The sequence below is a fragment of the Paracoccus beibuensis genome (genome assembly GCF_026162625.1).
In the GTDB taxonomy this organism is placed as follows: domain Bacteria; phylum Pseudomonadota; class Alphaproteobacteria; order Rhodobacterales; family Rhodobacteraceae; genus Paracoccus; species Paracoccus beibuensis.
Map to the genome: position 1 here is coordinate 53,072 of NZ_JAOTBD010000020.1, position 12,314 is coordinate 65,385.

Here is a 12,314-nt window from a genome sequence, read left to right on the forward strand (position 1 = left end):
CGCGATGACGTTCAGGTGAAGGCCTGCATGGTGCCTGCATGACGTTTCAGCGTCGGGCTTCATCGGGAATGGGGAAGGGCGGACCCAATCGCGGCGCCCGAAGCCCCAGCCGCCCCCGCGACTGTATGCGGAGAGCGCGCGTCACCCGTGCCACTGGGGCCACGCCCCGGGAAGGCCGACGCCGCGCCCCGACCCGCAAGCCAGGAAACCGGCCATGGCAGACACCAGATCCGCCGTCGGGTGTGACGGCCAAAGGAGAATCGACCATGCATATCGAACCGGGCATCGTCGCGGGCGCCAAGATCGTGCTCAGCTATGCCACCGCCGCGACCGCCGGCGCCTATACCCTGAAGCTGGCCTTCGAATCGCTGCGCGAACGGGGCCTCTCCTCGCTTGGCGCACGGGCCGCGCTGGCGACCGTTGCCACCTTCGTCTTCTTCCAAGTGCTGCCGCATTTCCCCGTCGGCGTGTCCGAGGTGCACCTGATCCTCGGCTCCACGCTGTTCCTGGTCTTCGGCGCGGCCCCCGCCGCCATCGGGCTGGCGCTTGGGCTGCTGGCGCAAGGGCTGCTGTTTGCGCCCGCCGACCTGCCGCAATACGGCATGAACGTCACGACGCTGCTGGTGCCGCTGTTCGCGGTCGCCGCGGCGGCGCGCCGCGTCATCGCCCCCGGCACCGCCTATGTCGACCTGAGCTATGGCCAGGCGCTGGCGCTGTCGACGGCCTTCCAGGGCGGCGTCGTCGCCTGGGTGGCATTCTGGGCGTTCTATGGCCAAGGCGCTGCCGCATGGGAGGGCGTCGCCACCTTCGGCGCGGCCTACCTGCTGGTTGTCGCGCTGGAGCCGCTGGTCGACCTTGCGCTGCTGGCCGGCGCCAAGTCCCTGCGCGGCCTGCGCGACAGCGGCCTGGTGACGCCGCGCCTGTTCGCATGATCCGTCTTACCCTGATCGGGATCGGGACCGGAAACCCGGACCACCTGACCCTGCAGGCCATCCAGGCCCTGCATGCGTCGGACCTGGTGCTGATCCCGCTGAAGGGCGATGAAAAGGCCGATCTGGCAGGGCTGCGCCGCGCCCTGCTGGACCGGCACCTGACGGACGCGCAGGTCCGACTGGCAGAGTTCGATCTGCCGCGCCGCGACAGTGCCGATCCAGACTATCTGAACGGGGTCGAGCGTTGGCACGATGCCATCGCGGAAGCGTGGTCCACTCAGATCGCGCGCCACCTGCCGGAGGGCGGCAATGTCGCGCTGCTGGTCTGGGGGGACCCATCGCTTTACGACAGCAGCTTGCGCATCGCCGCGCGGTTGGATGCGCAGGTGACGGTGATACCCGGCGTTACGGCCATCCAGGCACTGTGTGCGGCGCATGCGATCCCGCTGAACAACCTGGGCGCGCCGGTGCAGATCACCACGGGCCGGATGCTGCGCGACCGCGGCTGGCCCGCGGCGGTCGACCGGCTGGTGGTGATGCTGGACGGCGCCTGCGCCTTCCAGTCCCTGCCGACAGACGGCATCGGGATCTGGTGGGGCGCCTTCCTTGGCATGCCGCAGCAGATCCTCGACCACGGCCCGCTGGCCGAGGCCGGTCCGCGAATCGTCCGGGCCCGCGCGGCTGCCCGGGCCGCGCACGGTTGGATCATGGACTGCTATCTGCTGCAGCGCGACTAGTGGGCGTCAGAACATGAAGACGTCGTCGGCCACGTCCTGCCAGGTCAGGTCCGGGTCCGTCAGGACGATGCGCTGCCCCGACCCCAGGTCGATGACGACGCCTTCGGCCGTTTCCCGGATATCGTCGCGGACGAACTTGGTCACGTCGGGGCCGACGAGGTCCTTGTCGATCAGGATGCGGTCGCGACCGGACTGGAAATCCGCGATCCGGTCCGTGCCGACCGATCCTGCGAAGACGAACTGATCGGCCCCCGCGCCGCCCCGCAGCAGGTCGTTGCCGACGCCGCCCGCAAGCAGGTCGTTCCCGGCACCGCCGTCCAGCGTGTCGGCGCCCCAGTTCCCGAACAGACGGTCGTTGTGATCGTCACCGAATATCCGGTCGGCGCCCATGTCGCCGTTGATGAGGTCGGCTCCGATTCCGCCCGCGAGCGTGTCGTTTCCGGCGCCGCCCAGAAGGCGGTCGTTGCCGATCTCTCCCCAGATACGATCATTGCCCAAATGGCCCAGGATCACGTCGTTGCCGCGTCCGCCGTGCAGCGCGTCGTCCCCGGCACCGCCGAAGATCCAGTCGGACCCCGTCCCGCCCCAGACCGAGTCGTTCCCGGCCCCGCGAACGATCCGGTCGCTGCCGCCGGTCGCGAAGGGCCCTTTGTGATGATCGCCAACCTGCGCCAGCCAGTCCGCCACCCGCGGGGCCGCGGCGTTTGTCATCGGCGTCCCGACGGTCGTGATCGTGACATCCGGCGCGACATCTAGCTGCACCTGGCCGCCGGTCGCCGCGAAATCCTGCGTGACCATGACAACCCGGTGAGCGCCGAAATTTCCGACATCGATCCCGACGCCAAGATAGTCGACATCTGGGTCGAGAATGTTGGCGCGGTGACCGGGGCTGTCCATCAGGTTGCGGTGCATCTGCCGGACCTCGTCCAGCAGCGAACCGTCGCGGTCGTCCGAGATGTAGGCCAGGTTTTCAGCCACGCGCCAGCCGCCCTGCAGCGAAAAGTTCGCCTCCTGCACGCGTGCGGAGGGCTTCGATCCTTCCTCGCCCGTATGCGAGAAGACATCTGCGTCGAGCATCCACTCGCTATGGTCTGCTGCGGCGTCGTTCAGCCGCGTTTCCAGCACCAGTGGGGCAAGGTCGTGCCGCGCACGTTCCTGGTTGACCAGCTGCAGGAAGTACCGCTCGGCCGGGGTGGCATGTGACATCGGACCCTCTTGGCTACACGCTATGGTTGAGAATATGGCAGGGCGATCCGTCGGTTCAAGCGGCAAGCCGAGAAACGGTTAAGGTCCCGCCCATGATCAGCAGGACCTTGCCTTCGCCGGCGGGATCAAGCCTGAAGCGACCTGACCCCGACCTCGCCTTCCTCGCGCGACTTGATGGCCGCCACGGCGGCGATGCTGCCCGCGGCGGTCGTGAAGTAGGGGATCTTGTCGTAGAGCGCGACAGCCCGGATCTCTCGGCTGTCGGCAATGGCCTGCACGCCTTCGGTCGTGTTCAGCACCATCGCAATGTCGCCATTCTTCAGGCGGTCGACGATGTTGGGGCGGCCTTCATAGAACTTGTTCACCCGCTGCGACTCGACCCCCTGCCCGGCCAGGAAATCCGCCGTGCCAGAGGTCGCGAGCAGCGAGAACCCCATCTGGACCAGGTCCCGGGCGGCACCGGCCAGCACGTCGGTCTTGTCGGCGTCCTTCACCGATACGAAGACGCGACCCTCGTGCGGCAGGTGCGTACCCGCCCCCATCTGCGCCTTGAGGAAGGCGCGCGCGAAGTTGCGGTCCCAGCCCATGACCTCTCCGGTCGAGCGCATTTCCGGGCCCAGCAGCGTGTCGACGCCGGGGAAGCGGGCGAAGGGCAGCACGGCCTCCTTGACCGAAAACCAGGGCGTGATCGGGTCGGCCAGCGTCATCGGATCGGCGAAAGGCAGGTCGGTTTCCGGACCCACGCCTTCGGGATAGGGCGCACGGGCGGGGAAGTTCGACATCGGCTCTCCGGCCATGAGGCGCGCGGCAATGGACGCAATGGCGCTGTCGGTGGCCTTGGCGACGAAGGGGACGGTGCGGCTGGCGCGGGGGTTGACCTCGAGCACGAAGATCTGGCCGTCCTTCAGCGCGAACTGCACGTTCATCAGGCCCTTGACCTTCAGCGCGCGGGCCATGGCGGTGGTCTGGGCCTTCAGTTCGGCAATGGTGGCGGCGTCCAGCGTGTGCGGAGGCAGCGAACAGGCGCTGTCGCCCGAATGGACGCCCGCCTCCTCGATATGTTCCATGATTCCGGCGACATGCACGGTCTCGCCGTCGCAAAGCGCGTCAACGTCGACCTCGATCGCGCCCGAGAGGTAGCTGTCCAGCAGCACCGGGTTCTTGCCCGACACGGTGACGGCCTCGGTGATGTAGCGCTTCAGGTGGTCCATGTCGCGCACGATCTCCATCGCGCGGCCGCCCAGAACATAGGATGGGCGGATGACCAGCGGAAAGCCGATACGTTCGGCAATGGCGATGGCCTGGTCGTCGCTGCTGGCGATGCCGTTGATCGGCTGCTTGAGGCCCAGGTCGTTCAGCAGTTTCTGGAACCGCTCGCGGTCCTCGGCCAGGTCGATGGCGTCGGGGGTCGTCCCAAGAATCGGGATGCCCTCTGCCTCCAGCGCGTTGGCAAGCTTCAGCGGCGTCTGGCCGCCGAACTGGACGATGACGCCGTGCAGCGTGCCGTTCTGCTGTTCGGTGTGCAGGATTTCCAGCACGTGCTCGAGGGTCAGCGGTTCGAAATACAGCCGGTCCGAGGTATCGTAGTCGGTCGACACGGTCTCGGGGTTGCAGTTGATCATGATGGTTTCATAGCCCGCGTCCGTCAGTGCGTAACAGGCATGGCAGCAGCAATAATCGAACTCGATCCCTTGGCCGATCCGGTTCGGACCGCCACCCAGGATGACGACCTTCTTGGCATCCGTGGGGCGCGATTCGCATTCCACGTCGCCCATCGCCGGGGCCTCATAGGTGGAATACATGTAGGGGGTCTGCGCCTCGAATTCGGCCGCGCAGGTATCGATGCGCTTGAAGACGGGGCGGATGTCCAGGGCACGGCGGGCGCGGCGAATATCGGCCTCGTCGCGGCCCGTCAGATGCGCCAGCCGGGCGTCGGTGAAACCCATCATCTTCAGGCGGCGCAGGCCACCCTCGTCCGTGGGCAGCCCGCTTTCGCGCACCACATGCTCGGCATCGACGATCTCGCGGATGCGGGCCAGGAACCAGGGGTCGAAGCAGGTGACGCGCTGGATCTCGTCGTTCGAGAGGCCGAAGCGCATGGCTTCCGCGATGACGCGGATGCGGTCGGGCGTGGCCTTGGACAGCGCGGCGATGACGGCGGGCTTGCCTTGGTCCACCGCGCCCGGGATGGCGATCTCGTCGAGGCCCGTCAGGCCGTTCTCCATCGAGGACAGCGCCTTTTGCAGCGATTCGTGGAAGCTGCGACCGATGGCCATCACCTCGCCCACCGACTTCATCGCCGTGGTCAGTTCGGGCTTGCTTCCCGGGAACTTCTCGAAGGCGAAGCGCGGGATCTTGGTGACGACATAGTCGATCGAGGGTTCGAACGACGCCGGGGTGACCTTGGTGATGTCGTTGTCCAGCTCGTCCAGCGTGTAGCCGACGGCCAGCTTCGCCGCGATCTTGGCGATGGGAAAGCCGGTGGCCTTCGATGCCAGCGCCGACGAGCGGCTGACGCGGGGGTTCATCTCGATCACGACCATGCGGCCGTCTTCGGGGTTCACGGCCCACTGCACGTTCGATCCGCCGGTCTCGACGCCGATCTCGCGCAGGACCGCGATGCTGGCGGTGCGCATGATCTGGTATTCACGGTCGGTCAGCGTCAGCGCGGGGGCAACGGTGATGCTGTCGCCGGTATGGACGCCCATCGGATCGACGTTCTCGATGGCGCAGACGATGATCGCGTTGTCGCTGCGGTCCCGCACGACCTCCATCTCGAACTCCTTCCAGCCCAGAAGGGATTCGTCGATCAGCACCTGCGCCATGGGCGAGGCGTCCAGCCCCGATCGCACGATGCGTTCATAGTCGTCGCGATTGTAGGCAACGCCGCCGCCGGTGCCGCCAAGCGTGAAGGCAGGGCGGATGATGGCGGGCAGGCCGATCTCCTCCAGCGCCTCCATGGCCTGCACGACGCCGGCGTTGACGTCGTACCTGCCGCTGGCCAGCTTCGGCGCGGCGATGATCGTGGCCTTGGGGTTCTCCAGCCCGATCCGTTCCATCGCCTCGCGGAACAGCTTGCGGTCCTCGGCCATCTCGATGGCGCTGCGCTGCGCGCCGATCAGTTCGACACCGTAGCGGTTCAGCGCGCCGCTGTCGGCCAGCGCCAGCGCAGTGTTCAGCCCGGTCTGCCCGCCCATCGTCGGCAAGAGCGCGTCGGGACGTTCCTTGGCGATGATCTTTTCAACGACCTCGGGCGTGATCGGCTCGATGTAGGTCGCATCGGCCATCTGGGGATCGGTCATGATCGTGGCGGGGTTCGAGTTGACCAGGATCACCCGGTACCCCTCTTCGCGGAGCGCCTTGCAGGCCTGCGCGCCAGAGTAGTCGAACTCGCAGGCCTGACCGATGACGATGGGTCCCGCCCCGATGATCAGGATCGATTTGATATCGGTTCTTTTGGGCATCGTGGCCTCCGGGGCTGGCGGGGTTGGGCGCAAATCGTCCGGGGTTATAGCCAAGCAAGCCTTGGGCGCAAGGTGCGCCGGTATCCCGCAGGCGCGAAAAGGCGCGGGTACGCCGCGCGCGTGCCGTGGCCGAGACTCGTGCCGACCCAAAGTTACGCGTCAGCGGGAAACCGGCGAATAAAAGGTTCGACGGGAAGTGGGATCGCCGATGGGAACCCCGCGCCTGCCGATCTTCGGTGCCAGGTCCGCCGAATGGCCTGCGGTGTGCTGGCGCAGCCTGTGTCGCGCTAGAGCCCCGACAGCAGCGTGAGCGCGTTCGTATAACGGTTCTGGACCGGGGCCGCCGCTATCTGCGATCGCGCCATGTAAGTGTTGATCAGCTTGTCGAGGACCGCAGGTTCGCTGATGTCCTTGAAGCTGCTGGTCCCCAGCGTATTCTCGGACGCCTTCATGAATTCTTGCAACTGGCGTTCGACCGGCAGCTGCCCATAAGAAGCAGGGAAACCGAAGGCGCCCTCGAAGACCTTGCGCATTGGCGGGTTGCCCATGATCTCGTACCACAACGTCTTCTGGGTCGACGTGCGGGTGGACAGCTCCTGAAGCTCGCGGCGCGCGTTCAGGGCAAGGCGCATTGTCTCGTCGCCCTCGCCCACGCGACGCTCGAACTCCCGTTGCACGAAGGCGGTGGAAACGGTCGCGGCCAGATCCGCCGTCTGCTTCCCGGATCCGTAGCCGAAAGCCTCCGCCAGGCGGCGATAGCGCTTGTCGGCCAGGCGATTGACCAGCGACTTGTCGTCCGAGATGTCGGACTCCAACACCTTCCGGATGAACGCCTTGTTCGGAATGTCGGCTTCGAGGCCGAAGGCCGACAGGGCGGTGCTGAGCAGGCGGTAGTCCTGGACCAGCTCGTCCGCATCGACGGCACGAGAGATGTTTTCCTTGAAGTAGGTCGTCGACCGCTGGACGACCGGATCCTTCGCAACCGCCTGGACCTGCAGCGCCTCGCTGCGCTGGATGATCTTCCAGCCGGCGATCCCGCCCACGCCTGTGACGAAGGGGACGCTCATGCCGTCACTGCCTTGCCGCGGCAAAGAGGCGCGCCTCTCTCGGCAGAAGGTCGCGCAGCTTGCGCATTGCCTGATACGGGTTCGCGTCGATGGCCGCCTGGGTGGCCTCTGCGATCAGGATGCGACTGTCGCGGTCGTCGAAGACCTGGCTCAGCTGCTCGATGGCTAGCAGAAGCTGGCGGCGACCCTCTAGGGGATCGGCGTCGCCCGAAAGGATCAGCTGCGCGATGTAGCAGGCCCGAGATACTGGGGTGCGGGCACTGTCAGGATGGATTGCATCGCGCAGGCGAAGGACGTTCACGTTGGGCGTCTTGATCGCGATCTTCGTGCGGCGGTCGCCGTTCTCGATCACCGCGCCATTGATCAGCACGCGCTCGTTCGGGGCAAGCTTCAGAACCAGTCCGCTCATGCGCCTACATCCCCCCGGAGGCCGCGCATCACGGTCATGTTGATATCGATCAGCGGGTCGGTCTGCGCATCGCCTGCCATCACGGCACGGCCGTGTCGGATCGCGAACCCCGCGAGGGAAATGAGGCCGGCCTTGGTTTCATCCGGCAAGCCGTTGCCCGGCTCGGCCAAGTCGGCAGCCAGCAGCGTCCAAAGCTCGGAATTCTTGTAGACGGCCTGGATGGTTTCCACGCTGTCGGCGGTGCGAGGCGCCTGGCGCAGCATGCGCGTCACGCGCGAGAAGATGTCGTATTCGGCGTCGCGAGGCGAGCGCATCGAGCCGGACCTGTAGCCATGGTCATTCAGTGGCGTAACCGCGTTCAAGATCGTCTTTCCCGTTCTGGAGTGATCGTGAGGGTGGCGGGCGCCCCAAGGCGCCCGCCGCTGTCATCAGCGGAACAGCGACATCACGGCGCCCGGCGCCTGGTTGGCGATCGACAGCGCCTGAATGCCCAGCTGCTGCTGGGTCTGCAGGGCCTGGAGGCGGGCCGAGGCTTCCTCCATGTCGGCGTCGACCAGCGAGCCGACGCCCGACTTCAGCGAGTCGGCCAGCGCGCCCACGAAGCTGGACTGGTCCGAGATCCGCTTGCCCGAGGAACCCAGGTCGGCCGCACCCTGGACGGCGATGTCCAGAAGCGCCTCGATCTCTCCGATCGCGGTCAGGGCCGAGGCCTGGTCGGTGATGGCCGCAGGAGCCGCGCCGCCGATCTGGGCCTCGAAGTCCACCCCGGTGACGACGATGTCGCTGGAGGCGGTGGCAACGGTGCCGTTGGTCCGGTCCAGCGATCCCAGTACGGTGAATTCGGCCGCACCCGCGCCGTTGACGTCGGTCTTGAGCAAGTTGATCCCGTTCATCTGCGATGCGCCGATGACCGAGTTGATCTGCGCCATCTTGCCGTCGATATCCGTCTGGATCTTGCCGAAATCGGCGGCATCGTTACCGGCGCCGATGGCCAGGTTCTTCATTTCGGTCAGAAGCTTGACGACTTCTTCCGCACCCTTGCGCGCCGTGCCGACCACTGAATCCGCCACGTTCAGGTTCGATTGGATCGTCTTGAAGCCCGACTGGTCGGTTTCCATGACTTTCGAGATCGCCCAGACCGCGGCGTTGTCCTTGGCGTTTGAGACGGTCTTGCCGGTCGCGATGTCGGCTTGGGTTTTACCCAGCTGCGAGTTGATGTTCTTCAGGGTCTGCAGCGCGACCATGGCGCTGTTGTTGGTCAGAATGCTGGTCATGTTCTTCTCCTTGATGGTGCTTTGCACCGGGTTGCAGACTGGCCTTCTGACCTTCACGGGGCTCTGCCCGCCGCCGTTTTCGGCATGTCACCGTTCTAATCGCCGGTGATTTACAACTAGTGAATTGCCCCCTTTCCCTCAAACGAACCTTTCGACGCTTTTTATTCAAAACCTCTGCGGCGCATTCGCCCGAGTCGCGGTCACGAGGCGGCGCCCGAGCGAGTCGTAGGTCTGCAGGCTGCGCGCCGCCTCGATGATGGCGCGAACCTGGTCTGCGGCCTGAAGCGCACCGTCGAGCGAGGCCTGCGCCAACGCGCGAAGTTCGGTCACCACGGGCTCCAGCCGCTCTTTCGCGGCGGGGTCGAGACCCTTCCGTCCGGCGATTCGCAGCCATTCGTCGATCTGGGTAAGCGCACCGGCCGCGTTGCCACAGAGCAGCGACGCCTTGATCTGGTCAGTCTGGCGAAGAAGCGCGCGGCTCATGCGGCGTCCTCTCCGAGCATGCGGCCGAAGCCGAGATCCAGCCGGCGCGACATCTGCGCTGCATGCTCTTGCGTCAGAAAGCTGGCGAACTGATCCTCGCCCGCGCCGCCCGAGAAGTCGCCGCTCAAAGCGCCTGGGCCGCAGTATTTCAGCATCTCTTCGAGAAACGCCCGTTCAAGCTGGTCCGCCACGGCAACGGCGCGCGGCGGCGTCGCGGGAATGGGTGCGATGGCATCGATTTGCATCGTAAATCCTCCGATCATGTCATTCCCGACGAATTAGCGGCTGGCGGTAAATAATCGGTAAGGAGTTCCGGCTATTCGGTGAAAAACCCAGAGGTGCCGCATGTCCGACGTTCAGGTCAGCCTTTCCCCGATCCTTGTCGCCGATGCGCAATCGGCGCAGGCGACACCCGCTCCGCAGGGCGATTCGGACTTTCAGGTCGAGGAGACGCCTCTTGAGGCAGAGCCGTTGCGGGTCGCGACCCCAGACGAGGGCATATTTGGCAGGACCTTCGGCGAAATCGGCCCGGACGATGGCAGGGCAGACCCGCTGGCTGCCTGGCTGGAGGGAACCATGGGTCTCAGCGCAGGCTTCCGGCCCGGAGCCGCAGCGCAGGACCCGACGCTGCCCGGGCTGCCGACCGGCGCGCCGGTAGCCACTTCCTTGCAGGCCGAACCTGCGACGACAGATGCCGGGCTTCAGCACCTGCCAAGCATGGAGGTGGCCGCCCGCGTCGACCAGGCAGAGGCTGCCGCTGCCAAGCCGTCAACTGCAGAAATGACCGTTGCCGGGATCCGGTTCTTGCCAGGCACGGGCGAAACCGTTCCGCGCGCGGATCAGGCGGCGGTCGGCGCTGCCGAGCCGGCTTCGCGCGGAAAGGCCGAGGGCGCCGGGTCACCCGCAGATCTTCCCACCATTGCACCCGGTACCGCGGGGATGCTGGACGAGCGGCAGATCAAGGGCAAGGATATCGCGGGGTCAATCGGCCACAGCGTCGTGGCGGACAATCGCCCTGCTGCCCCGACACGGAAGATCGGCGGGCTTTCCGCAGCGACCTTGATCGGCGGCGACACCCTTGCCGCATCGGACCCGGCTCCGCAACGGGCGTCGCAGCCACAGGATGCGGCCCTTGTCGCACCCGAGCAGATACGAAGCGCGGCTGATCCGCGAACTCCGGACACGCGACAGGCGCCTGCCCCCCGCGAGGCTGCGGTGCCGTCCGTGCAGCCCCTAGATGTTGGCCTGTCGCCGTCGGATGCCGCCCCGGCCGACCCGATCCTGTCGGACCTCCAATCCCTTGCGCCCCACCGCGGCAGTGCTGTCGGCGTGGCTTCCACGTCGGGCCCCGCGCATGATCCACGGCCCGTGCTGCAGCAGGTCACCGAGGCCCTGGTCCGCACCCGCGGTGACAGCACCGAGATTGCGCTGTCGCCCGAGGAGCTGGGCCGTATCCGTCTGGTCATGTCGGGTCCCGACCGCGCCCACATCACGGTCTGGGCCGAGCGCCCCGAGACGCTGGACCTCGTCCGCCGCAACGCCGACCTGCTGGCCCAGCACCTGGCCGAGGCGGGCGTGGACGCGGGCAGCTTGGACTTCCGGCAGGACTCCGGCCGCGGCTGGCAGGACGACGGCCCGGGCAGGCGGGGCGCGGATGACGACGAACCCTATCTTGCGCCGGCTGCACTGGTCCGGCTGACCCCCACCACGCTGAGCGATCGGCGTCTCGACATCAGACTGTAGGAGACCCTCATGGTTGACGCGATCACAACTCCGGCCGCCACGCAGACCACCCCGACCGCTTCATCCGGCACCGGATTTCCGGGTGCAGGCGCGGACTTCCAGACCTTCCTGACGATGCTGACCGCGCAGCTGAAGAACCAGGACCCGCTCAGCCCGATGCAGAGCACCGACTTCGCGATCCAGCTGGCGACATTCGCGGGGGTCGAGCAGCAGGCATTGGGCAACAAGTATCTGGAGCAGATGGCAGGCCAGTCTGGCAGTGGCGGCATCGCGAACTGGATCGGCAAGGAGGCGCGCACCACCGCTCCGGTCTGGTTCGGAGACGAGGCGCTGACCCTGGATGTCGCGCCGCACAGCCTTGCAGACAGCGTCCAGCTGGTGACCTATGACGCCAAGGGCCAAGAGGTCGCCCGAGAGGAGATCGGCCCAGGAGAGGGCCAGGTCGACTGGCTGGGACGGGCCGCGAATGACGCGAAGCTGCCCGACGGGCTCTACAGCTTTGCGGTCGAAAGCTGGCGTGGCGGAGAGAAGATCCAGGAAACGAAGGCCGGCGCCTATGCCCGGATCGTCGAAGCGCAGTTCGGCGCAGACGGCGGCAGGTTGGTCTTCGAGGGCGGCGGGTCCGCGCTCGCCTCGGAGATTAGCGCGCTGCGCGATCCGGCCTGACCGCCTGCAGCTGTGGCAGGAAGCTGCCCCCAAGCGCCGTGATGCCGGCGCGGACGCTTTCGGTGGCCGGACCGGGCGCGCGGTCGGACCGGTGCAGCAGGTACCATCTGCGCTGGATCGGCAGGCCGATCACCGACAGCGCGCTAGCAGCCTGCTGAAGAAGTCGGTGCTCGACCCGGTTCGAGGAACATGGTTCCCCGTCGTGGGGAGCAGGGCGGGGGTGATGATGCGGGGCACGGACGAGACGAGCGGGTCGCTGTTCAGCTGTGTCGATCCCGAGGAGCGCATCCGGCACGGCATCCGGCTCGCGCAAGATCCGGCAGGTGGTGAACG

At 66.6% G+C, this 12,314-nt stretch carries 13 protein-coding genes and 1 riboswitch; of the genes, 4 read left to right on the forward strand and 9 right to left on the reverse strand.

Features of this window, described 5'->3' with window-relative positions; translation table 11 throughout:
* The first annotated feature begins 11 nt into the window (after positions 1–11).
* Positions 12–231: riboswitch (cobalamin riboswitch) on the forward strand.
* 35 nt (positions 232–266) lie between these two features.
* The gene (locus OC159_RS12845) at positions 267–932 is read left to right on the forward strand and encodes an energy-coupling factor ABC transporter permease (protein ID WP_265501575.1); all 666 of its coding nucleotides are present in this window, start codon (positions 267–269) and stop codon (positions 930–932) included.
* Entirely contained in the window at positions 929–1,669 is a 741-nt protein-coding gene (gene cobF, locus OC159_RS12850; RefSeq protein WP_265501576.1) for a precorrin-6A synthase (deacetylating), read from the forward strand. The genes OC159_RS12845 and cobF overlap by 4 nt, the downstream gene beginning before the upstream one ends.
* A gap of 6 nt (positions 1,670–1,675) precedes the next feature.
* Here the strand turns inward: cobF and OC159_RS12855 are convergent, their stop codons facing one another.
* The 8 genes from OC159_RS12855 to OC159_RS12890 form a co-directional block, all read right to left on the reverse strand.
* Positions 1,676–2,875 carry a CAP domain-containing protein gene (locus OC159_RS12855; protein ID WP_265501577.1) on the reverse strand — a complete coding sequence of 400 codons (1,200 nt, stop codon included), beginning with the start codon at positions 2,873–2,875 and terminating at the stop codon, positions 1,676–1,678.
* A 125-nt stretch (positions 2,876–3,000) separates the two neighbouring features.
* On the reverse strand, positions 3,001–6,339 hold the full coding sequence (carB, locus tag OC159_RS12860) for a carbamoyl-phosphate synthase large subunit (protein WP_265501578.1): 3,339 nt from the start codon (positions 6,337–6,339) through the stop codon (positions 3,001–3,003).
* A gap of 287 nt (positions 6,340–6,626) precedes the next feature.
* Complete coding sequence (locus tag OC159_RS12865) at positions 6,627–7,406, reverse strand: DUF1217 domain-containing protein (RefSeq protein ID WP_265501579.1); 780 nt, start codon at positions 7,404–7,406, stop codon at positions 6,627–6,629.
* 4 nt (positions 7,407–7,410) lie between these two features.
* Positions 7,411–7,815, reverse strand: a complete 405-nt coding sequence (flbT, locus tag OC159_RS12870) for a flagellar biosynthesis repressor FlbT (RefSeq protein ID WP_265501580.1) — start codon at positions 7,813–7,815, stop codon at positions 7,411–7,413.
* Complete coding sequence (gene flaF / locus OC159_RS12875; protein WP_265501581.1) at positions 7,812–8,177, reverse strand: flagellar biosynthesis regulator FlaF; 366 nt, start codon at positions 8,175–8,177, stop codon at positions 7,812–7,814. Before flaF ends, flbT begins: the two co-directional genes overlap by 4 nt.
* A 66-nt stretch (positions 8,178–8,243) precedes the next feature.
* Positions 8,244–9,089, reverse strand: coding sequence for a flagellin N-terminal helical domain-containing protein (locus OC159_RS12880; RefSeq protein WP_265501582.1), 846 nt, complete (start codon positions 9,087–9,089; stop codon positions 8,244–8,246).
* 165 nt (positions 9,090–9,254) lie between these two features.
* Complete coding sequence (locus OC159_RS12885) at positions 9,255–9,572, reverse strand: hypothetical protein (RefSeq protein ID WP_265501583.1); 318 nt, start codon at positions 9,570–9,572, stop codon at positions 9,255–9,257.
* A complete protein-coding gene (locus tag OC159_RS12890) occupies positions 9,569–9,817 on the reverse strand; it encodes a rod-binding protein (RefSeq protein ID WP_265501584.1) in 249 nt (82 codons plus the stop codon). Before OC159_RS12890 ends, OC159_RS12885 begins: the two co-directional genes overlap by 4 nt.
* 100 nt (positions 9,818–9,917) lie before the next feature.
* Between OC159_RS12890 and OC159_RS12895 the strand changes: the two genes are divergently transcribed.
* Positions 9,918–11,315, forward strand: a complete 1,398-nt coding sequence (locus OC159_RS12895) for a flagellar hook-length control protein FliK (protein ID WP_265501585.1) — start codon at positions 9,918–9,920, stop codon at positions 11,313–11,315.
* A 9-nt stretch (positions 11,316–11,324) separates the two neighbouring features.
* Positions 11,325–11,981 carry a flagellar hook capping FlgD N-terminal domain-containing protein gene (locus OC159_RS12900; RefSeq protein ID WP_265501586.1) on the forward strand — a complete coding sequence of 219 codons (657 nt, stop codon included), beginning with the start codon at positions 11,325–11,327 and terminating at the stop codon, positions 11,979–11,981.
* Here OC159_RS12900 and OC159_RS12905 read toward each other — a convergent pair.
* Complete coding sequence (locus OC159_RS12905; protein WP_265501587.1) at positions 11,956–12,114, reverse strand: hypothetical protein; 159 nt, start codon at positions 12,112–12,114, stop codon at positions 11,956–11,958. The two genes, OC159_RS12900 and OC159_RS12905, sit on opposite strands and share 26 nt — an antisense overlap.
* Between the last annotated feature and the right edge of the window lie 200 nt (positions 12,115–12,314).